The 20,154-nt window shown below is 70.6% G+C and carries 19 protein-coding genes; 7 read left to right on the forward strand and 12 right to left on the reverse strand.

The genetic code is table 11. The features are described 5' to 3' along the window. Positions 1-3 precede the first annotated feature (3 nt). The gene (locus tag ACZ6TB_RS38875; protein WP_465563595.1) at positions 4-927 is read right to left on the reverse strand and encodes a TetR/AcrR family transcriptional regulator C-terminal domain-containing protein; all 924 of its coding nucleotides are present in this window, start codon (positions 925-927) and stop codon (positions 4-6) included. An 84-nt stretch (positions 928-1,011) separates the two neighbouring features. Here ACZ6TB_RS38875 and ACZ6TB_RS38880 point away from each other — a divergent pair, with 84 nt between their 5' ends. The 3 genes from ACZ6TB_RS38880 (at position 1,012) to ACZ6TB_RS38890 (ending at position 3,626) form a co-directional block, all read left to right on the forward strand. Continuing rightward, positions 1,012-1,752, forward strand: a complete 741-nt coding sequence (locus tag ACZ6TB_RS38880) for an ABC transporter ATP-binding protein (RefSeq protein WP_465563598.1) — start codon at positions 1,012-1,014, stop codon at positions 1,750-1,752. Continuing rightward, complete coding sequence (locus tag ACZ6TB_RS38885) at positions 1,749-3,074, forward strand: ABC transporter permease (protein WP_465563601.1); 1,326 nt, start codon at positions 1,749-1,751, stop codon at positions 3,072-3,074. Before ACZ6TB_RS38880 ends, ACZ6TB_RS38885 begins: the two co-directional genes overlap by 4 nt. A gap of 261 nt (positions 3,075-3,335) precedes the next feature. Next, positions 3,336-3,626 carry a chorismate mutase gene (locus ACZ6TB_RS38890; RefSeq protein ID WP_433300778.1) on the forward strand — a complete coding sequence of 97 codons (291 nt, stop codon included), beginning with the start codon at positions 3,336-3,338 and terminating at the stop codon, positions 3,624-3,626. Between the two features lie 167 nt (positions 3,627-3,793). On the opposite strand, the gene ACZ6TB_RS38895 is transcribed toward ACZ6TB_RS38890, so the two are convergent. From ACZ6TB_RS38895 to ACZ6TB_RS38925, 7 genes are all read right to left on the reverse strand, one after another. Next, a complete protein-coding gene (locus ACZ6TB_RS38895; protein WP_465563837.1) occupies positions 3,794-4,801 on the reverse strand; it encodes an ABC transporter ATP-binding protein in 1,008 nt (335 codons plus the stop codon). 1 nt (position 4,802) lies between these two features. Next, complete coding sequence (locus ACZ6TB_RS38900; RefSeq protein WP_465563604.1) at positions 4,803-5,831, reverse strand: ABC transporter ATP-binding protein; 1,029 nt, start codon at positions 5,829-5,831, stop codon at positions 4,803-4,805. 1 nt (position 5,832) lies between these two features. Beyond that, a complete protein-coding gene (locus ACZ6TB_RS38905) occupies positions 5,833-6,756 on the reverse strand; it encodes an ABC transporter permease (RefSeq protein ID WP_465563606.1) in 924 nt (307 codons plus the stop codon). Continuing rightward, entirely contained in the window at positions 6,749-7,675 is a 927-nt protein-coding gene (locus ACZ6TB_RS38910; RefSeq protein WP_465563609.1) for an ABC transporter permease, read from the reverse strand. Before ACZ6TB_RS38910 ends, ACZ6TB_RS38905 begins: the two co-directional genes overlap by 8 nt. An 88-nt stretch (positions 7,676-7,763) precedes the next feature. After that, positions 7,764-9,398 carry a peptide ABC transporter substrate-binding protein gene (locus ACZ6TB_RS38915; RefSeq protein ID WP_465563612.1) on the reverse strand — a complete coding sequence of 545 codons (1,635 nt, stop codon included), beginning with the start codon at positions 9,396-9,398 and terminating at the stop codon, positions 7,764-7,766. Between the two features lie 182 nt (positions 9,399-9,580). Next, on the reverse strand, positions 9,581-10,237 hold the full coding sequence (locus tag ACZ6TB_RS38920; protein WP_465563614.1) for a response regulator: 657 nt from the start codon (positions 10,235-10,237) through the stop codon (positions 9,581-9,583). Then, positions 10,234-11,460 (reverse strand): PspC domain-containing protein, encoded by a 1,227-nt coding sequence (locus ACZ6TB_RS38925; protein WP_465563839.1) that lies wholly within the window; start codon positions 11,458-11,460, stop codon positions 10,234-10,236. The genes ACZ6TB_RS38920 and ACZ6TB_RS38925 overlap by 4 nt, the downstream gene beginning before the upstream one ends. Before the next feature lie 186 nt (positions 11,461-11,646). Between ACZ6TB_RS38925 and ACZ6TB_RS38930 the strand changes: the two genes are divergently transcribed. From ACZ6TB_RS38930 to ACZ6TB_RS38940, 3 genes are all read left to right on the forward strand, one after another. After that, entirely contained in the window at positions 11,647-13,059 is a 1,413-nt protein-coding gene (locus ACZ6TB_RS38930; RefSeq protein WP_465563617.1) for a PspC domain-containing protein, read from the forward strand. Beyond that, positions 13,056-13,418: a phage holin family protein gene (locus tag ACZ6TB_RS38935; protein ID WP_465563620.1), complete on the forward strand. Its 363-nt coding sequence runs from the start codon at positions 13,056-13,058 to the stop codon at positions 13,416-13,418. The genes ACZ6TB_RS38930 and ACZ6TB_RS38935 overlap by 4 nt, the downstream gene beginning before the upstream one ends. A 63-nt stretch (positions 13,419-13,481) precedes the next feature. Further along, positions 13,482-14,726, forward strand: coding sequence for a phosphatidylserine decarboxylase (locus tag ACZ6TB_RS38940; RefSeq protein ID WP_465563623.1), 1,245 nt, complete (start codon positions 13,482-13,484; stop codon positions 14,724-14,726). Positions 14,727-14,769: 43 nt separating this feature from the next. On the opposite strand, the gene ACZ6TB_RS38945 is transcribed toward ACZ6TB_RS38940, so the two are convergent. The 3 genes from ACZ6TB_RS38945 to ACZ6TB_RS38955 form a co-directional block, all read right to left on the reverse strand. Then, entirely contained in the window at positions 14,770-15,645 is an 876-nt protein-coding gene (locus ACZ6TB_RS38945) for a CDP-alcohol phosphatidyltransferase family protein (protein WP_465563625.1), read from the reverse strand. A gap of 266 nt (positions 15,646-15,911) precedes the next feature. Beyond that, positions 15,912-16,829, reverse strand: coding sequence for an NUDIX domain-containing protein (locus tag ACZ6TB_RS38950; protein ID WP_465563628.1), 918 nt, complete (start codon positions 16,827-16,829; stop codon positions 15,912-15,914). Between the two features lie 4 nt (positions 16,830-16,833). Further along, positions 16,834-17,784, reverse strand: coding sequence for an NUDIX hydrolase (locus ACZ6TB_RS38955; protein WP_465563630.1), 951 nt, complete (start codon positions 17,782-17,784; stop codon positions 16,834-16,836). 228 nt (positions 17,785-18,012) lie between these two features. Between ACZ6TB_RS38955 and ACZ6TB_RS38960 the strand changes: the two genes are divergently transcribed. After that, positions 18,013-18,255 carry a PspC domain-containing protein gene (locus ACZ6TB_RS38960; RefSeq protein ID WP_465563633.1) on the forward strand — a complete coding sequence of 81 codons (243 nt, stop codon included), beginning with the start codon at positions 18,013-18,015 and terminating at the stop codon, positions 18,253-18,255. Between the two features lie 7 nt (positions 18,256-18,262). On the opposite strand, the gene guaA is transcribed toward ACZ6TB_RS38960, so the two are convergent. Next, positions 18,263-19,810 carry a glutamine-hydrolyzing GMP synthase gene (guaA, locus tag ACZ6TB_RS38965; protein WP_465563636.1) on the reverse strand — a complete coding sequence of 516 codons (1,548 nt, stop codon included), beginning with the start codon at positions 19,808-19,810 and terminating at the stop codon, positions 18,263-18,265. Positions 19,811-20,154: the final 344 nt, after the last annotated feature.

Here is a 20,154-nt window from a genome sequence, read left to right on the forward strand (position 1 = left end):
CGGTTATTCGTGAGGCCCGTCGGATCTTCCGGCGGGCCTCATCGTCTCGAGGCCGTCGAGCATCCGCTGCAGGCCGAACTCGAGCAGGACGTCCAGGTTGAACTCGTACCCGCCGGTGACGAACCGCTCCATCATCGGCAGCTTCCCGCTCGACAGCACCGTCGCGAACTGTTCCTGGCGACTGCGGAACCAGTCCTCCTCGGTCATCCCGGTCTCCTGGATCGCCTGCGCCTCCGCCTCCAGGTTCACGGCGGTTCCGCGTACGTAATTGGCGATCATGACGGCCGACCGGAACTGGAGATCCGGGTCGAGACCGTGCTCGCCGAGCGCCCGCATCGCCCACTCGGTGTGCGCCATCGCCCGGGGCGCGAGCAGCGGCCGGGTGAACGAGACCGCCTGCGCGAGCCAGGTGTGCCGCCGGTACATCGACCACTGCAGCCGGGCCAGCGCCTCGATGCAGGCCCGCCAGCCGTCCCGGGCCGGCGACAGGGACGGCGGCGGGTTCGCGCCCATCACCTCGTCCATCATCAGGAGCAGGAGCTCCTCCTTGTCGTCGACGTAGCGGTAGACCGACATCGTCGGGATGCCGAGCTCGCCGGCCAGCCGCCGCATCGAGAGACCGGTCAGCCCCTCGGCGTCGGCGATGGCGATCGCGGTGCGCACCACGCGATCGCGGTCGGGCCCGGCGCTTCCGGCCACCGGCGCCACCACCGTGCCGAGACCGGGCCGGGTCTGTACCAGCCCCTGCTCCCGCAGCGACGTGATGACCTTCGTGGCGGTGGCCATCGCGACGTCGTACTCCGCCACGATCTGCCGGGTCGACATGATCTTGGCGCCGGGCGGCAACTCACCCGAGTCGATCCGCGCCGCGATCTCCGCGGCGATGCGGCGGTACGCCGGAATCTCCACCGTGGCCTCCAGGTGCACTAGTGCACCACACCCTAGTGCACTAGCTGGATGGTAGTGCTAGCACCATTACCTCTCATGGTAGTGCGCTCGTACGGTGTACTTATGACTGACGCGGTGCGACTCGAGTCCCTCTCCAAGACCTACGACAACGCGGTGACCGCCCTCGACGGCGTCACGGCCTCCTTCGCCTCCGGCAGCTTCACGGCGGTGATGGGCCCCTCCGGCTCGGGCAAGAGCACGCTGTTGCAGTGCGCGGCCGGCCTCGACGCCCCGACCGCCGGCCAGGTGTTCATCGACGGAAAGGAGCTGAACACCGCCGACGACACGGCCATGACGAAGTTCCGCCGGCGGCGGGTGGGCTTCGTCTTCCAGGACTACAACCTGCTGCCGTCGCTGACCGTCGCGCAGAACGTGGAGCTGCCGTTGCGGCTCGACGGCCGTCGCGCCGATCGCCGCCACAGCCGGGCCGTCCTCGAGCGACTCGGCCTCGGCGACCGGGCCGACGAGATGCCCGAGCGGCTCTCCGGCGGCCAGCGTCAGCGGGTGGCGGTGGCCCGCGCCCTGGTCAGCGACCCAGCGGTGATCTTCGCCGACGAGCCGACCGGCGCGCTCGACATGCGCAGCGCCCGCGAGGTGCTCACCCTGCTGCGCTCGGTGGTGCACGAGAACGGACGCACGGTCGTCATGGTCACCCACGATCCGGTCGCCGCGGCGTACGCCGGCTCGGTGGTCTTCCTGGCCGACGGCCGGATCGCCGGATCGCTCGCCGCGCCCACCGTGGACGCGGTCGCCGAGCGGCTCGCCCACCTCGGCGACGCCCGCGGGATCGGAGCGGCGGCATGATCTCCGTCGCGCTCCGCAACCTGCGGCATCGTCCCGGCGGCTTCGTCGCCACGTTCCTCACCGCGTTCCTCGGCGCCGCCCTGCTGATGGCGTTCGCCTCGCTGCTCGACACGGCCGGCGCGGCCGACGCGACCAGCGCCGACTCGCTCGGCACCACGGCCGGCGTCGGCGGCGGCTGGTGCCTGATCATCGTGGCGTTCGCGGTGACGTCGACGATGAGCCTGGCCATCCGCCAGCGGGCCGACCAGGTGGCCCTGCTCCGCCGGGTCGGCGCCACCCGCCGCCAGCTCCGCCGCATGATCGTCGGCGAGGCGGCGGCGGTCGCCCTGATCGGCGCGACGGCCGCGCTCCCGGCCGGTCTGGTGCTCGGGCGCGTGCTGTTCTCGCTGCTGCGCGACACCGGGCAGGCCGCGTCCTCGGTCTCGTTCGCGTTCGGCCCGATCGCGTTCGGGGTCGGCTTCGGCGTCACGCTGCTCGGCTCGGTCATCGCGGGGGTCTTCGCCGCCGGCCGCACGATCTCGGCCCGGTCCGCGCGCCGCGAGCGACCCGTCCTGCGGCGGATAGCGGCGGTGTTCTTCCTGGCCGTGGGCGCGAACTGCGCGGTGCTGACGGCGACGCTGATGGACGGCAAGGGCATCGACGCGATGCAGACCGGCGGCCAGGCCGGCATCTGGGCCTCGGTGGGGCTCGCGCTGCTCGCACCGGAACTGTTGCGCCTGGTCACCGCCGTGTTGTCGCTCCCCGTGCGAACGCTCGGCGGCGCTCCGGGCGAGCTGGCGGTGCTCGCGGTGAAGACCCGGACCCGCCAGCTCGGCGGCGCGGTGATGCCGGTGCTGTTCTTCACCGGGATAGCGACCGGCACGGTCTACATGCAGGGCATCGAGAACCGCGCCTCGGCCGGCGAGATCGAGCCGTCGTACGCCCAGGACGTGAAGACGCTGAACTACGTGGTGGTCGGCATGATCACGCTCTTCGTCGCCATCATGCTGCTCAACACCCTGATCGCCGCCACGATCCGCCGCCGCCGGGAGTTCGCCCAGCAGCGCCTGTCCGGCGCGACCCGGGGCCAGCTGGTCGCGACGGTCAGCCTGGAGGGCCTGCTGGTCACGGTGACGGGCGTGCTGGGCGGCTCGATCGCCTCGCTGTTCACGGTCCTGCCGTTCGGTTCCGCCCGGGCCGACCGCCTCTGGCCCGACGCGATGCCCTTGCCGTACCTCGCGATCGTCGCCATCGCCGCGGCCCTCACCGGCGCCGCCATGATCGGGGCGACCCGGCGGGTGATCCGCGGCCCCGCCGTGGCCGGGGTCGGGTTGCCGGCCTGACCGCGGGCGGTGTCGCGGCCGGGGCTGTCCCTCTTCCGGCGTCCCACGGATCGGGCGGTTTCCTTGCGGTCGGGATCGGGGCGGGGGCATACTCGGCAGCGTGATCGAGCAGGCGCGATTTTTTTACTACGGTTCCGGGGGTCCGGCGACCGTAGGCCGCGTCTGAACGACAGACCTACATCAAGCCCCGGGCTTCCCAGCCCGGGGCTTGATGCTGCCCGGGCCGGGTCGACCGGGGCGCGAGCACCCGAGGAGCACGAAATGACGGCCGACGTGGCAGACCAGACGACCGGCGCGGGCGAGCCGTTGGCCGCCGACGAGATCCGCGCCATGCGCGAACGTATCGACGAGATCGACCAGGCCATCATCGACCTGTGGCTGGAACGGGCCCGCCTCTCCCAGTCGGTGGGCAAGACCCGCATGGCCAGCGGCGGCACCCGCCTGGTCCTCTCCCGCGAGCGCGAGATCGTCGACCGCTTCCGCGCCGCCCTCGGCCCCGACGGCACCCAGATCGCCCTGATGATCCTCCGCGCCGGCCGCGGCCCCCTCTGACCACCAGCACCCGCGCAGCGCTGATGAGTTCGTGCTCCCTACCCGCACGAACTCATCAAGATCCCGGCGACGCCCGCAGTGAGCGAGCACAAATTCACCAAGATCTGGGCGCGGGGGCGAGCCGAAAGCGAGCCAGGCCCAAGGCGAACCAACCGCAAGAGCGCCCCTCAGTACCGGTGAATCACGTCCCGGATCTCGGCGTAATGGCACGCGCTCGGGTGCGGTGACCTCTGGCGGATCTGCAACAGCGGCTCGTGGTCGGCGCAGAAGGGCTGGGCCTTCCAGCAACGCGTGCGGAAGCGGCACCCCGACGGCGGGTTGGCCGGGGACGGCACGTCGCCCTCGAGGACGATGTGGTCGCGGCGGCCGCGCAGGCGTGGGTCGGGGACCGGGACGGCCGAGAGCAGGGCCTGCGTGTACGGGTGCGTGGGCTGCTCGTAGATCGCCATGTGGTAGCCGGTCTCCACGATTTTGCCCAGGTACATGACGGCTACCCGGTCGGAGATGTGGCGTACCACCGAGAGGTCGTGCGCGATGAAGACGTACGACAGGCCGAGCTCTCGTTGCAGGCGCTCGAGCAGGTTGATCACCTGGGCCTGGATCGAGACGTCGAGGGCCGACACCGGCTCGTCGCAGACGATGATCTCGGGGCGCAGGGCCAGCGCGCGGGCTATGCCGATTCGCTGGCGCTGGCCGCCGGAGAACTGGTGCGGGTAGCGGTTGATGTGGTCGGGGTTGAGGCCGACCAGGTCGAGCAGCTCCTGCACGGCGCGGGCCCGGCCGGCGGGCGGCACCGCCTCGGGGTGGATCTCGAAGGGCTCGCCGATGATGTCGCCGACCGTCATGCGGGGATTCAGCGACGTGTACGGGTCCTGGAGCACCATCTGGATGTTGCGGCGGGCCCGGCGCAGGGCGTGACCGGAGAGCCGCGCCATGTTCTCGCCGCGCACCATCACCTCGCCCGACGTCGGCTTCTCCAGCCCGACCAGCAGCTTGGCCAGCGTCGACTTGCCGCAGCCCGACTCGCCGACGATGCCGAGCGTCTCGCCCCGGCGCAGCTGGATGTCGACGCCGTCGACCGCGCGGACGGCGCCCACCTTCGTCTTGAAGACGATGCCCTGGGTGATCGGGAAGTGCTTGACCAGGCCGCGGGTCTCCAGCACCAGATCGGACACGTCAGACACCGAGGACCTCCCGGATGAAGTGGCAGCGGGAAATGCGGTGCGCCGCGATCTGATACGGCGGCGGCTCCTCCTGGCGGCAGATCTCCCGCGCGTACCCGCATCGGGGGTGGAACGCGCACCCGCGCGGAAGGTCGGTGAGCGCCGGCGGCAGTCCGCGGATCACGTTGAGCTGCTGGCCCTTGAGATCCAGGCGGGGAATCGATTCCAAGAGCGCTTTCGTGTACGGGTGAGCAGGTCGCGCGTAGATGTCATAGACCGGCGCCTCCTCCACCATCTTTCCGGCGTACATGACCGAGATCCGGTCCGCGACGTCGGCCACCACGCCCATGTCGTGCGTGATCAGGATCAGTCCCATGTTGCGCTGGTGCTGGAGCTCGGCGAGCAGGCCCATGATCTGCGCCTGGACGGTGACGTCGAGGGCCGTGGTGGGCTCGTCGGCGATCAGCACCTCGGGGTCGAGGGCCAGCGCCATGGCGATCATGACGCGCTGCCGCATGCCGCCGGAGAACTGATGCGGGTAGTCGTTGATCCGCTCGCGGGCGGCCGGGATGTGCACCTGGTCGAGCAGCTCGATCGCCTGCCGCTTGGCGTCCGCCCGGGACATGCCCCGGTGCTTGCGGAACAGCTCGGCGAGCTGGAACCCGACCGTGTAGACCGGGTTCAGCGCCGAGAGCGCGTCCTGGAAGATCATCGCGATGCGGTTGGCGCGCACCTTGCGGCGGTCGTTCTCGGAGAGGCGCAGCAGGTCGACGCCGCGGTAGAGCACCTGGCCGCGGGTGACGTACGCGGGCGGGGTGTCGAGGATGCCCATGATCGCCTGCGCGGTGACCGACTTGCCGCAGCCCGACTCGCCGAGCAGGGCCAGGGTCTCGCCGGCCGCGAGCCGGAAGCCGGCGCCGTTGACGGCCTTGGCCACGCCGTCCCGGGTGCGGAACTCGACGTGCAGGTCGTCGACGGCCAGCAGCGGCGCCCGGGGGTCGAGGCCGGGCAGCGCGTCCATCTGCGCCTTGATGTCAGTCATGTCACCGCAGCTTCGGGTCGAAGGCGTCTCGGACGGCGTCGCCGAGCATGATGAAGGCCAGCACCGTGGCGGCCAGGAACACCGATGGCCAGATCAGCGGGCCGGCGGCCACCCGTACGTACCCGGTCGCCTCGGAGATCGAGATGCCCCAGCTCACCGCGTCGCCCTTGAGGCCGATTCCGAGGAACGACAGCGTCGCCTCGCTCGCGATGTTGATGCCGAGCAGGATCGTCAGCACCACCACGTAGGAGGCCATCGAGTTCGGCAGGATGTGCCGGAACAGCAGCCGGGACGGGCTCGCGCCGAGCATGCGGGCCGCGGCCACGTAGTCCTGGTTCTTCGAGGCGATCACCGCGGAGCGCATGACCCGGGCCGCCGTGGTCCAGCCGAGCACGCCGAGGGTGACCGTCACGGCCAGCACGCCGTTGCTCTGCGGGTCGCTCGACAGCCGCTTGGCCAGCACGATCGCGCCGAGCAGGAACGGGATCGCGAGCATGACGTCGATGAACCGGGACAGGACCGCGTCGAGCCAGCCGCCGAGGAAGCCGGCCGCGAGTCCGAACGCCAGCCCGATCACGCCGGCGATCAGCGTCGAGAAGACCCCCACGATGATCGAGTAGCGCGCGCCGTAGACCGTCTTGGCGTACACGTCGCAGCCCTGGAAGTCGTACCCGAAGATCGCGCCGCCGTTCGGACCCTTGTGCTGCCGGGAAAGCACGCAGTCGTGTGGGTCGGCCGAGGTGAACAGCTTGGGGAACGCGGCCATCAGCAGCACGAGCGCGATGATCACCAGCGCCGCCCAGAAGATCTTGCTGCGGCGCAGGTCGTGCCAGGCGTCGGAGGCCAGGCTGCGGGACTTCGCGTTGCTGCCACCGCCGCCGGGGACGACCGGCGTCTCCGCGGCCAGGGCGCTCATGTCACTCATAGCGGATCCTCGGGTCGAGCGCGGCGTAGAGCAGGTCGACGATCAGGTTCACGACCAGGAAGACGATCACCAGGACGCTGACGAAGCCGACCACCAGCGGACCGTCCTCGGTGCGGATGCCGCGGAAGAGGTTGAAGCCGACCCCGGGGATGTTGAACACCTTCTCGGTGACGATCGCCCCGGACATCAGGGCGCCGATGTCGACACCGATCAGGGTGATCACCGGGATGAGCGAGTTGCGCAGGACGTGCACGCCGATCACCCGCCCGCGGCTGAGCCCCTTGGCCCGCGCGGTGCGCACGTAGTCGGCGCGCAGGTTCTCGGCGACCGAGGCCCGGGTCACCCGCAGCTCGGTGGCGACCACCAGGCTGGCCAGCACGGACGCGGGTAACAGCAGTTCGTACAGCGACGCGTCCTTGCCGGCTGTCGGCGGGAACCAGCCGAGCTTGATGCCGAAGATCAGCTGGGCCAGCGGCGCGAGCACGACGATCGGCATGGCCAGCACGACCAGCGTCAGGAAGAGCGTCGCGTTGTCGAAGATGCTGCCGCGCCGGATGCCGGAGATCACGCCGGCCACGATCGCGATGGTGGCCGCGATGATGATCGCCAGGAGCGAGAGGCGCAGCGTCACCGGCCACGCGTCGGCGAGCATGTCGGCGACCCGGCGGTTGGTGAGCGACGTGCCGAAGTCCCCCGTGAGCAGGCCCTTCACGTAGTACCAGTACTGCGTGAAGAAGCTGTCGTCGAGGTGGTACTTGGCGGTGAGGGCGGTGCGCTGGCTGTCGGTGAGGGGACGCTCGCCGACCAGCGCCTGGAGCGGATCGTCCTGAACGGCGAACATCAGGGCGTAGACGATGAACGTCGCCCCGAAGAAGGTCAGGACCATCTGCAGCAGGCGCCGCACGATGTAGCGGAACATTCAGTTGCCTTCGGCGGTGAAGAAAAAATGCGGCGGCGCCACGGTTTCAGATAGACCGTGGCGCCACCAGGGTTCGAGCGGTCAGACGTTACTCCGCCACTTCGATCTTGTAGATGTCCACCTTCTGGAACAGGTCCATGGTTACGTTGGTGACCTTCTCCGAATGGCCGAAGACGTTCTGGCCGAAGCGGAGCGGGATCACCGGCATGTCCTGCGCCAGGATGTCCTCGGCGTCCTGCCACTGCTTGATGGCCGCCGCCGGCGTGGCCGCCTCGGAGCCCTCGCGAACCAGGCTGTCGAACGCGGTGTTGCTGTACCCGTAGTAGTTCGACGAGCCGTCGGTCGAGTACAGCGGGCCGAGGTAGTCCTCCATCAGCGGGTAGTCCATGACCCAGCCGAGCCGGATGAGGCCCACCTGCTGGTGCCTCTCCACCTTCTTCAGCAGGTCGGCCAGCTTCGGCTCGCCCACGCCGACGCAGTTGACGCTCAGTGCCGCCTTGATCTGGTTGCACATGGCGTCGATCCAGGCCTTGTGACCGCCGTCCTGGTTGTACGAGATCTTGATCTCGGACGGGCCGCCCGCCGCGGTGTACAACTGCTTCGCCTTGGTCGGGTTGTACTCGCAGTTCTCGCCACAGGTGTTGGGCCGGTAACCGGCGACCACCGGGGAGACGAAGGAGGTGGCGGGCGTCTCGGAGCCGAGGAAGATCTGCGACGTCAGCTCCTCGCGGTTGACCGCCATCGAGATCGCGCGCCGGACGTCCTTCTTCTCGTATTCCTTCTCGTAGATCGGGAAGCCGAGGAACTGGAAGCCCGAGCTGGGCGTCTTCTGCAGACGGTCGCCGAGGTCGCCGGACGCGGACGCCAGGCTCTCGATCGGCACCTTCGTCTGGACGTCGAGGTTGCCCGCGACCAGGTCGGCGTACTGCGCGCCGAGGTCCTGGTAGATCTTCCAGGTGATGCCGTCGACCTTGGGGACCGTGCCCTTGAAGTCGGCGACCTTCTCGACCTGGATCTGCGCGTCGTGCTGCCACTTGCCCTTGAGCTTGAACGGGCCGTTGCCGATCGGGGCGTCACCGAAGCCGTCGGCGAGCACGCCGTCGCTCTTGAACGCGGCCTTGGGCAGTGGGTAGAACGAGTCGTACCCCATCACCGACTCCCAGCCCGCGAAGCCCTGCGTGAGCGTCACCTTGAAGGTCGTGTCGTTGACCTTCTTGAGGCCCGTGAGCTTGTTCGCCTTCGGGGTGGGCGCCTTCTCGGGGCCGTCGTTGTCGGGGTCGACCGACTGCATCTGCGCGTAGCCGTCGATGCGGCTGAAGTAGTACGACCCGAGCTGGGCGTTCGGCCCGTACGCGCCGTAGTTCCAGGCGTTGATGTAGTTGTCCGCCGTGACCGGCTCGCCGTTGCTGAAGGTGAACCCCGGCCGCAGCTTGATGGTCCAGACCTTGTTGGCCTTGTCGTGCGAGATCGACTCAGCCGCGACGTTGTACGGCTCGCTCTTCTCGTCGAAGCGGACGAGTGGATAGAACAGCGACGACAACACCTGCGAGCCGTTGTTTTCCGTCGTGTTGGACGGAATCAGGCTCTCCGGCTCGGCGATACCGATGCTGATGGCGTTCGGCAGCGTCGCTTCGTCGTCCGAGGAGCCGCTGGAGCAGCCGGCCGCCAACAAGGCGATGGCGGCCGCTCCGGCCGCCACCTTCCATGGGCCATTCCCACGCATGTGGAGGATGCCTCCTTCAGGGCGCTCACGGGGGTCTGTGAGTCGCCAGCAACTGTGACACAGCGAAACCGGGGCCCGGAGCCCCGTTATCAAGCCGATACTAGCCACAGGCCGTTCGGGCAGTCTCACACTGGGCCTTGAGCTGGCGTTATGCCCTTCAGTACACACCCATTGACGGAGCGTCAGACGAGGCGCCGGTCGGCCGCCCATCGTGACAATTCGTAACGGTTGCTCATTTGGAGCTTGCGCAGGACGTTGGAGACGTGGGTCTCGACCGTCTTGATCGAGATGAACAACTCCTTGGCGATCTCCTTGTACGCGTAGCCCCGCGCGAGCAGCCGCAGGACCTCGCGCTCGCGGTTGGTGAGCTGGTCGAGCTCGGGGTCGGCGACCGGCACGTCGGGCCGGGAGGCGAACGCGTCCAGCACGAACCCGGCCAGCCGCGGGCTGAACACCGCGTCGCCGTCGGCCACCCGCTTGATCGCGGCGGCCAGCTCGTCGGGCGAGATGGTCTTGGTGACGTAGCCGCGGGCGCCGGCCCGGATCAGGCCGATCACGTCCTCGGCGGCGTCGGAGACGGACAGCGCCAGGAAACGGACCTGCGGGTGGCTGCGGCGCATCGCGTCGAGAACCGCGCGGCCGCCGCCGTCCGGCATGTGCACGTCGAGCAGCACCACGTCGGGCTCGGCCGCGGCGATCTTGCTGATCGCCTCGGGCACCGTGCTGGCCTCGCCGATCACGTCGACGTGGGCGCCCAGCTCGGCACGCACCCCGGCGCGGAACATCGCGTGGTCGTCGACGAGGAACACTCGCAGCCGGCCGGCCTCGGTCTCAGTCATCGTGCGGACTCCTTCCCAGCCGTCATGCTCTCTCGGGTGACCGCCAGCATGAGGCGGACCTCGGTGCCCTCGCCGGGCGTACTGCGGATCTCGGCCTTGCCGCCGTGGCGTTTCATGCGCCCGATGATCGACCCTCGGACGCCGTGGCGCGACTCCTCCACGCCGGAGATGTCGAATCCGGCCCCCCGGTCGCGGACGAAGACGCTCAGCTCGTCGGCCTCGACCTCGGCGTAGAGCGAGACGGTCTGCACGCCGGCGTGCCGGGCGGCGTTGACCAGGGCCTCGCGCGCCGCCGCGACGAGCGCGGCGACCCGCTCGTCACACTCGGTGTCGCCGACCACGACGGTCTCGACAGTGATCGCGTACGTGTCCTCGACCTCGGCGGCGGCCTGCTCGAGCGCGGCGGCGAACCGCTCGGTCGGCGACGCGGTCGGCTTGTAGAGCCAGTTGCGCAGGCTGCGCTCCTGGCCGCGGGCCAGTCGCTGCACTTCCTTGATGTCGGTCGAGTTGCGCTGGATCAGCGCGAGCGTGTGCAGCACCTGATCGTGGATCATGGCGGCGACCTCGGCCCGCTCCTGCTCGCGGATGCGGCCCTCGCGCTCGGCGCGCAGCTGGTTGAACATGCGCCAGAGCAGCGGCGCGGCGACCACGCCGACCCCGAGCAGGCCGACCAGCGCGAAGATCACGCCGTTGACCACCGAGGAGAGCGAGCCGGCCGGGGCGTAGACGGCGACCACGCCGATGATGCCGGTCGCGACCAGCACGCCGCCGCCGATGAAGCGGAAGAGGAAGAAGCGCCGGTCGCTCTCCGCCACCACGGCGGCCAGCCAGGGCGTCTGCGGCAGGCTGCCGGTCCAGTGGCCGCGGCGGGACGGGTCGGACTGGTGCCAGATGATGCCGGCGCCGACCGCGACCACCGCGATCAGCCAGCCGACGGTGCCGGCCACGCTGTTCTTGAAGACGAGCGCCTGGAGCAGCACGACGCCCAGGCCGATGGCCGCGAACGGCAGAAGCATGGCCAGATCGCGTCGCGGCGGGGACGCGTCGGTGGGAACCTGTTGCGGCAGGACCGCCCAGAAGGCCGCATAGAGAAGAAGGCCCAGGCCGCTGAACCCGAGGAGCACGACCAGAGCGATGCGAACCGCCAGCAGCGGAACACCCAGATGCTCCGCCAGACCGGCGGCGACCCCGGCGATGATCCGGTGGTCGCGTGGCCGGTACAGCCGGCGCGTGGGTGGGGTGACTGCGGTGGCGATGACTCCTCCTCGGTGTCGTCATCCGATCGTCACACGTCCCAGCGTCCCGGGCCACGGGGAATGTCCCCCGGTATCCGGGCCCCAGGATCTCAGGGTGGCCTCAGGGTCGGCGCCGGAAGCATCTCAGGCCCGCTCTCGGACAGGATCGATGGCATGACCGACGAAGCCGACCACACCGCTTCCACACCGCCCGGCGCCACCGCCACTTCGTCGGGCACCACTCCCCCGCCCAGCCCGCCGCCCTTTCCCGGGCCGTCGTTCTCGCGGGAACACCTCGTCCGCCCCCGCCAGGGCCGCTACGTCGCCGGCGTCTGCGCCGCGCTGGCCCGGGCCACCAACACCGACCCGGTGCTGTGGCGCGTGCTGGTCGCCGTGCTCGGCATCCTCAGCGGCGTCGGCGTCCTGCTCTACCTGATCGGCTGGCTGATCATCCCGGCCGAGGGCGACAGCGCGTCGCCGATCGAGTCGTTGCTCGGCAAGGGCCGCTCGGGCATGGCGCCGATCTCGGTGGTGCTGCTCGGCGCCGCCGCGGTGGTCTCCTTCGGCTTCATCGTGCACGACGGGATGCGGGCGAGCCTGCTGGCCGCCGCCGTCATCCTCGGCGCGGTGCTGCTGATCAAGCGCGGCACGCCCCACCAGGGCCAGAGCCAGAATCAGAGCCAGGTACCGGGTCCGGGCGCGACGTTTCCGCCGCCGGCCGATCCCGCGACCGCGCCGCCGGCCGCGACCGCGCCGCCGACCACGGCTTTCGCCGCTCAGGGCTTCCCTCCGCCGGCTCCCGCCGCGCCGGCCACGCCCGCATCGGCCGAGGAGCCGGTGACCGCGCCCATCCCGGTGCCGCCGCCGTCGTTCCAGCCGCCGGTCAGCGGCTACCGCCCGCCGTTCGCGCCGCACGGCCCGTGGGGCTCGCAGCCGCCGCAGTACCAGCCGCCGCAGCCCCGCCCGCCGAAGGTGCCAAAACCGCCCAAGGAGCGCTCGAAGCTCGGCCGGCTCACGTTCTTCGCCGTCGTCGTGGTGATCGGCCTGATGGCCGTGATCGACATGGCCGGCGCCAGCATCGCGGTCTCCGCCTACTTCGCGGCCGCCCTGGTCACGATCGCGCTCGGCCTGATCGTCGGCGCCTGGCTCGGCCGGGCCCGCGGGCTGATCGCGCTGGCCCTGCTCGCCTCGCTCGGCCTCGGCATCTCCACCGGCGTCGAGCGGTGGGGCGGCCAGGTCGGCAACAGCGTCTACCGCCCGCAGACCGTCGCGGCGATCGCCGACCGGTACGACTTCACCGCCGGCAACGCCACGCTCGACCTGCGCGGCATCGACTTCACCGGGCAGCAGCAGACGATCATGCTGACCATGAAGGTCGGCCAGATGCGGGTGCTGCTGCCGGAGACGGTCGACACCACGGCCACCCTGTCGCTCGACACCGGCCGCGGCCTGCTCCTCGGCAAGGTCTACGACAACGGCAGCGTCTCCAACCAGTCGATCACCGACCTGGGCACGGACGGCGCCGGTGGCGGCACCCTCAAGCTCGACCTGCAGATGGACACCGGGAACGTGGAGGTCATCCGATGAAGCCGCACCGCACCGACGGCGTCTCGCTGAGCTTCGGAGTCATCTTCCTGCTGGTGGCGCTCTGGTGGGCGGTCTCCCGGGTGATCAACATCCACCTGCCGGCGGTGGGCTGGCTCGTGGCCGGCGCGCTGATCATGTTCGGCGTGATCGGGCTGCTCGGGGCGATCCGCTCCGGCCGCCGCCCGGCCCCGCAGCCGGTGCACGTGGTGGCCGAGCAGGCCGCCACCGAGCCCGAGATCCCCGGCGACCTGCCGCCCGAGATGCACGCGTCGATCGTCCGCGAGCTGCTCGACGACCCGGCCGACCGGTTCCGCCAGGAGCACCCCGAGACCGCCGGCGAGAAGCCCCGGCAGGACTAGTACGAACGGTTCGACCCGCCGCCCGCGAGCCCCGCTCGCGGGCGGCGCAATATGCTCGGCGTCATGACCCCGTACCCCGCCGTGTCCAAGGCACCCATCGTCGGCATCGGCAGCACGGCCGCCCGCGCCCTCACCGCCGAGTTCGCCCGGCACAACGCGGCCACGTCGGCGCTCGTCGTCGGCGCCGACCACGCGTCGCTCGTGGTGGCGTCCGCGGTCGAGGCGCTCCTCCCGGGTGACGCGCTGACCCTGGTCGCCGGCGAGCGCAGCACCGCCGACCTGCTTCGCGACCACATCGCCGGCCTGGGCAGCTGGATCGCCGACCGGGTCAAGGTGGTCGACGCGCTCGACGAGGCGCAGCCGGCCGACGTGGTGATCGTCGGCGAGCCGGTCACCGGCACCGCGCAGGAGGTGCGGGCGCTGCTCGACCGGCTCGGCAAATATCTGAACGACGGCGCGGTGGTCACGCTGGCCACGCCCGCGGTGCCGGGGCGCACGGGCGGGGCGGCGGCCGAGCTCTTCCGGCAGGGCGCACTCTTCGGCGTCGGCTCCGACCTGGTCGTCCGCAACTCGCCGCCGCTGCGGGTGCACAAGCTCCGCTTCACGGCCGCCGATCCCAAGGTCGCCACCACGCTCGCCCCGGCGTACCGGCCGTCGAGCGTGCCGGTCACCCGGAGCATGCACATCGACTCGAACGGGGTGGCGGCGGCCGGCATCGCGCTCGGCCTGGCCGCGCTGGCCCGCACGGCCCGCCCCAATAGCAAGTTGTGGCTGATCCCGGCGCTGGCCGCGGCGCCGGTGGCGGCGTTCTTCCGCGACCCCGAGCGGGAGGCGCCGAGCGACCCGGCCGCGATCGTGGCGTCGGCCGACGGGCGGGTGCTCTCGGTCGAGCGGATGACCGACCCCCGCTTCGGCGAGGGCGAGTTCCTGCGGATCGCGGTCTTCCTGTCGGTGCTCGACGTGCACGTCAACCGGGTGCCGGTGGCCGGCCGCGTGGCCGACTACTTCGTCGAGGACGGCGGCTACGCGAACGCGATGACCGCCGCGGCCGAGCACAACGTGGCCGCCTACACGGTCCTCGACACCGAGCACGGCACGGTCGTGGTGGCCCAGCGCACCGGCCTGATCGCCCGCCGCATCGTGCAGCGCGTCCCGGTCGGCACGCTGGTCGCCCGCGGCGAGCGGATGGGCCTGATCCGCTTCGGCTCCCGCACCGACGTCTACCTGCCGGCGAGCAAGGCCGAGCCGCTGGTCACCGTCGACGAGAAGGTCGTCGGCGGCGCCACGGTGATCGCCCGCTGGAAGTAGCAAAAAGGGCCGCCCGGGAGGGCGGCCCTTCGCGTAGCGAACCTCAGGCGCGCTTGGCGCGGGCCCACATGACCGGGCCGCTCACCAGGTACGCCAGCACCGCGGCGGCGAACGTGAGCCGCGGGTCGACCAGGGCGCCGACCGCCGGGAGCAGCCAGATCCACGGCGGCAGCTTCAGCAGGCGGGCGAGCTTCGCGTACGGGAAGCTCGACACCATCGCGAACGCCAGCACCGCGACGCCGCCCAGCAGCACCGCGCCGGGCACCGGCAGGCCGATCAGCACGGTCACCGCGAGCACGGCGGCCGCCATCGTGGTGGGGACGCCGCAGAAGAACTTGCCGTCCTTCGGCGAGACGTTGAAGCGGGCCAGCCGGATCGCGGCGCAGCCGGCCACCAGCACGCAGGCGACGGCCGCCGCCGGGGTCGGGACCGTGTGGGCCAGCGAGGCGTAGACCACCACGGGGGCGGCCAGGCCGAACGAGCACATGTCGGCGAGCGAGTCCATCTGCGCGCCGAACGGGCTGGCGACGCCGAGCTTGCGGGCCAGCGCGCCGTCGAGGCCGTCGAAGGCCACGCAGGCGACCAGGCAGGCGGCGGCGGGGCGGACGTCGCCCTGCATCGCCAGGAAGATCGCGAGGAGCCCGAGACCCAGGCTCGCCAGGGTGCAGCCGTTCACCAGCGCGAAGCGCAGCCGGCGGGCGGCGGTCTGCTCACCGGGGAGCAGCGGGACGGTCTTGGCGACCGTCTGGGCCGGCTCGATGAGATCCGGCTCGGTGGGAAGGGCGGCGATCGCCTCGAGAACGGGACCGGTGTAGATCACCTCTGCCCGCGTGGCGGTGGCGGCACGCCGGGAGTCTCCCGGACGGCGGCCCACCCGCACCAGCAGGGCCTGCCGGGCGATGGTGCCGCCGCGGCGCAAACGGCCAGCCCAACGACGACCGGCGGGACGGGGACTATCCGTCGAACGACGCCGGCGCCAAGGGGTACTCGGCACGTGTTTCCTCCATGGTTCGGTCTTCCCACCTGCACAGTTGCGGTGGGTCGTGGCCCCGTAGCCCCTTGCACACGCTTGACCCGGGCTTTTGGGGGTTACACCATTGCACAGCCGCGCGACCTTGGCGATAGATCGAACGACAGCCTTCGGTACGGGCGAGCCCGCGGTTTCAGACGCGGCCTGTGAGGATTTTAACTCGTATGTTCCGCATCGATTCGGGCTACGGCTTCGCGGGCGAGCTCCGAGAGCGGCAAGTGATCGATCTCCTCCCGGGCGAACCAGCCCGCCTCCGCGGTGGAACCCCCGGCCTCCTCGGTGACCACGGGTTCGGTCGGCGCGTCCACCAGGACCCTGAACAGGACGCGGATGACGTGCCAGTCGATCGGCACTCCTTCCGGTCCAACGGCCGAGGGGTCGTAACGGTGCCCGACGCCCAGCAGGCCGGTCACCCGCCCGTGTTGCGACGTTTCTTCCAACAACTCCCGATGCAGCGCCTCTTCCGGGGTCTCACCGTGATCGGTACCACCTCCCGCGAGGTGCCAATGCCCGGCGCCGGGGTAACCCTGGGCGATCTTGGCGAGCAAGATGCGGCCGTACGGGTCGGTAGCCGCGGCATATGCCCCGAACCGCTGCACCCGCGCCGGCTGCGCCAGCTCCTCACCCGCGATCAACTCACCAGATATGCCAGATTTGTCGGAAATGTCGGAAATATCGAGGGCGGCCGCCGTGAACGGCATGAGCGGCAATGAAGTCAGTGAAGAAGACGAAACCCACTCGACGAGATCGGTCGTGCCCCCGACCTCGGCCCGAAGGCTCCCGCCGACGATCGACACGTCATAGATGATCCGGTCGGTGTGCTCGAGATCCCCGGCCGGCAGGCGCGCGACGTCCGCGGTCACCGTCCGCAGTCCGTCCCGGCGCACCGCGAAGCCGGTCTCCTCGCCGAACTCGCGCACCACCGCGTCGTCCGGGTGCTCGCCCTGCTCGACGCCGCCCCCGGGCAGGGTCCAGCGGCCGGGGAACTCGCTGAGCTCCGAGTTCCGGGCGAGGAGCACCCGCCCGGACCCGTCGCGACAGACTCCGTACGCGCCGACCCGCCTGATCTTCACTCGATCAGGTTAGCCGCGCCTTCCGCAGCGCCTCGGCGGTCACCTCGGTGAGCTGCTCCTCGCCGAGCTCGACGACCTCCGTGAGCGGCATCCACCGGGCCTCGGAGGTCGATCCGCCGACGTCCTTGACGATCACCTCGGTCGGGTCGTCGACGATCACCCGATAGAAGGCACGCACCCCGTGCCAGTCGATCGGGTAGCCCTCGGGGCCGAGCGAGGCCGCGTCGCGGTGGCTGGCCACGCCCATCAGCTCGACGATGCGCCCCTCCTGGCCGGTCTCCTCGACCAGCTCACGGATCAGCGCCGGCCCCGGCTGCTCGCCGTAGTCGGTCCCGCCGCCGGGCAGGTGCCAGCGCCCCTCGCCCGGGTAGCCGGGCGCGATCCGGGTGAGCAGCAGGCGGGTGTCCTGGCGGTCGGTGGCGATCGCGTAGGCCGCGAAGCGCTGCGCCCGGTGCAGCCCGTCCGGCCCGGGGTAGGCGTAGAAGGACGGGAACGTCGGGGCGACGTCGGGGCGCAGGTCGCCGGATGCGGCGCCGAGCCCGAGCGCCTCCGCCGCGAACGGCCGGAGTTTCAGCCGTTCGGCCTCCTCGAGGGTGTGCCACCGGGCCAGGTCGGTGGGGTGGCCGACCCGGTCGACGAGCGTGCCGCCCCGGATCGACACCGAGTAGATGAGGCGATCGGTGTGGATGGTGACGCCACGGTGCGGCAGCGACCGCATGTCGGCCAGCACGTCACGCAGCCCGGTGACGGCGACGGACAGGCCGGTTTCCGCCGCCGTCTCGCGAACGACGGTGTGGTTGGGGTCTTCACCATGATCGACTGCGCCGCCGGGGAGCGACCAGACGCCGGGGGTGCCGGAGCGGCTCGAGGCTCGGACGAGCAGCACACGACCGGCGTCGTCGGTGGCGACGGCGTACGCGGCGATTCGCCGAAGTGGTTCCAGTGCGGGGGTCACGGGCGGCAATTCTGCCCGGTTTACGTTACCTGCAGAAAACGTCTGTCAGATTCCTGACAGCGTGATGGCGAAGAGTAACCGCAGATCAGAGCGTTGACACCTACTCGACGCACCCGGTTCGTTACCCGTCGTGTCCGGAATTTCGGATCTTGTCAGCCCCGAATTTCAGGGTTCTTCTCGGGGCTGTCACCGAGGTTCTGGGGCCGGTTCCCCGGTCACGATGGGTGCATGACTGACGCACCCTACCGCCGCCTCCTCCGTCCCCAGGACGACCGCATCGTCGCCGGCGTCTGCAGCGGGATCGGCCGATACTTCGGCGTCGACCCGGTGCTCATCCGGGTCGCCTTCGCCATCTTCGCCGTGGTCACCTGGGGCGTGGCGCTCATCGCGTACCCCGTGTGCTGGTTCCTCATCCCCGAGGAGCCGCTGCCGGTGGCGCCGGCTCCCGGCCAGCACTGGGGCCACCCCTAGCCGGCCGTCACTCCCACTCGATGGTGCCCGGGGGCTTGCTCGTGACGTCGAGGACCACCCGGTTGATCTCGCGCACCTCGTTCGTGATCCGGGTCGAGATGCGGGCGATCAGGTCGTAGGGCAGGCGCGACCAGTCGGCGGTCATCGCGTCCTCGCTGGAGACCGGCCGCAGGACCACCGGGTGACCGTAGGTGCGGCCGTCGCCCTGGACGCCCACGCTTCGCACGTCGGCCAGCAGGACCACCGGGAACTGCCAGACATCGCGGTTCAGACCCGAGGCGGTCAGCTCCTCGCGGGCGATCAGGTCGGCCTGGCGCAGGATGTCGAGGCGATCGCGGTCGACGGCGCCGATGATCCGGATGGCCAGGCCCGGGCCCGGGAACGGGTGACGGTGGACCATCTCGTCGGGCAGGCCCAGCTCGGCGCCGAGGGCGCGCACCTCGTCCTTGAACAGCGTGCGCAGCGGCTCGATCAGCGAGAACTGGAGATCGTCGGGCAGGCCGCCGACGTTGTGGTGCGACTTGATGTTGGCGGTGCCGGTGCCGCCGCCGGACTCGACCACGTCGGGGTAGAGCGTGCCCTGGACCAGGAACTCGATGTGCCGCTCGGCGTCCAGCTCGCGGGCCGCGGCCTCGAACGTACGGATGAACTCCCGCCCGATGATTTTGCGCTTCTGCTCGGGGTCGGTGACGCCGGCCAGGTGACCGAGGAAGACGTCGGACGCGTCGACGACCTTGAGCCGGATGCCGGTCGAGGCCACGTAGTCCTTCTCGACCTGCTCGGCCTCGCCCGCGCGCAGCAGACCGTGGTCGACGAACACGCAGGTGAGCTGGTCGCCGATGGCCTTGTGCACGAGGGCGGCCGCGACCGCCGAGTCGACGCCGCCGGAGAGCGCGCACAGCACCTGCTTGTCGCCGACCTGGGCGCGGATCGCGGCCACCTGGTCGTCGATGATGTTGCCGGCCGTCCAGGTCGGCTCGAGGCCGGCGATGTCGTAGAGGAACCGCTTCAACATCTCCTGGCCCTGGTCGGTGTGCGCCACCTCGGGGTGGAACTGCACGCCGGCCCGCTTGGCGGTGAGGTTTTCGAAGGCGGCGACGGGCGCGCCCGGGGTCGACGCGGTGACCGCGAAGCCCTGCGGCGCGATGGCCACACTGTCGCCGTGGCTCATCCACACCGGCAGGTCGGCGGGGAGGTCACGCAGCAGGGTGCCGCCCTGGGCGGTGAGCAGCGTCCGGCCGTACTCCCGGGAGCCGGTGTGCGCGACGTTGCCGCCGAGCGCCTGGGCCATCGCCTGGAAGCCGTAGCAGATGCCGAAGACCGGCACCTCGTTGTCGAACAGCGCCGGGTCGAGCGAGGGCGCGCCCTCCTCGTAGACGCTGGACGGGCCGCCGGACAGGATGATCGCGGCCGGGTCTTTCGCGAGCATCTCGGCGACCGGCATCGAGTGCGGCACGATCTCCGAGTAGACCCGCGCCTCGCGGACGCGGCGGGCGATCAGCTGGGCGTATTGGGCGCCGAAGTCGACGACAAGCACGGGTCGCGGTGTACTCACCCGGCGAGTTTACCGGCGCGCTCCCGAGGGCTCCCGAGCCGGTCAGCGGGGCGCGTATGAGTGAGCAGAGCCGGGGCAGCGGCAGAGCCGGGGCAGCGGCAGCGGCAACGGCAACGGCAGCGGCAACGACGCGCGTATGAGTAAGCAGAGCCGGGGGACGTCAGCGGCAACGACGCGCGTATGAGTAAGCAGAGCCGGGGGACGTCAGCGGCAACGACGCGCGTATGAGTAAGCAGAGCCGGGCGACCGCGCGCGTATGAGTAAGCAGAGCCGGGCGACCGCGCGCGTATGAGTAAGCAGAGCCGGGCGACCGCGCGCGTATGAGTAAGCAGAGCCGGGCGACC

The sequence above is a fragment of the Actinoplanes sp. NPDC051537 genome (assembly GCF_055586105.1).

Coding starts and splice junctions, on each gene's coding strand:
- ACZ6TB_RS38880 (WP_465563598.1), top strand. CDS start 1,012: ATGACTGACGCGGTGCGACTCGAGTCCCTCTCCAAGACCTACGACAAC.
- ACZ6TB_RS38885 (WP_465563601.1), top strand. CDS start 1,749: ATGATCTCCGTCGCGCTCCGCAACCTGCGGCATCGTCCCGGCGGCTTC.
- ACZ6TB_RS38890 (WP_433300778.1), top strand. CDS start 3,336: ATGACGGCCGACGTGGCAGACCAGACGACCGGCGCGGGCGAGCCGTTG.
- ACZ6TB_RS38900 (WP_465563604.1), bottom strand. CDS start 5,831: ATGACTGACATCAAGGCGCAGATGGACGCGCTGCCCGGCCTCGACCCC.
- ACZ6TB_RS38905 (WP_465563606.1), bottom strand. CDS start 6,756: ATGAGTGACATGAGCGCCCTGGCCGCGGAGACGCCGGTCGTCCCCGGC.
- ACZ6TB_RS38910 (WP_465563609.1), bottom strand. CDS start 7,675: ATGTTCCGCTACATCGTGCGGCGCCTGCTGCAGATGGTCCTGACCTTC.
- ACZ6TB_RS38915 (WP_465563612.1), bottom strand. CDS start 9,398: ATGCGTGGGAATGGCCCATGGAAGGTGGCGGCCGGAGCGGCCGCCATC.
- ACZ6TB_RS38920 (WP_465563614.1), bottom strand. CDS start 10,237: ATGACTGAGACCGAGGCCGGCCGGCTGCGAGTGTTCCTCGTCGACGAC.
- ACZ6TB_RS38930 (WP_465563617.1), top strand. CDS start 11,647: ATGACCGACGAAGCCGACCACACCGCTTCCACACCGCCCGGCGCCACC.
- ACZ6TB_RS38935 (WP_465563620.1), top strand. CDS start 13,056: ATGAAGCCGCACCGCACCGACGGCGTCTCGCTGAGCTTCGGAGTCATC.
- ACZ6TB_RS38940 (WP_465563623.1), top strand. CDS start 13,482: ATGACCCCGTACCCCGCCGTGTCCAAGGCACCCATCGTCGGCATCGGC.
- ACZ6TB_RS38960 (WP_465563633.1), top strand. CDS start 18,013: ATGACTGACGCACCCTACCGCCGCCTCCTCCGTCCCCAGGACGACCGC.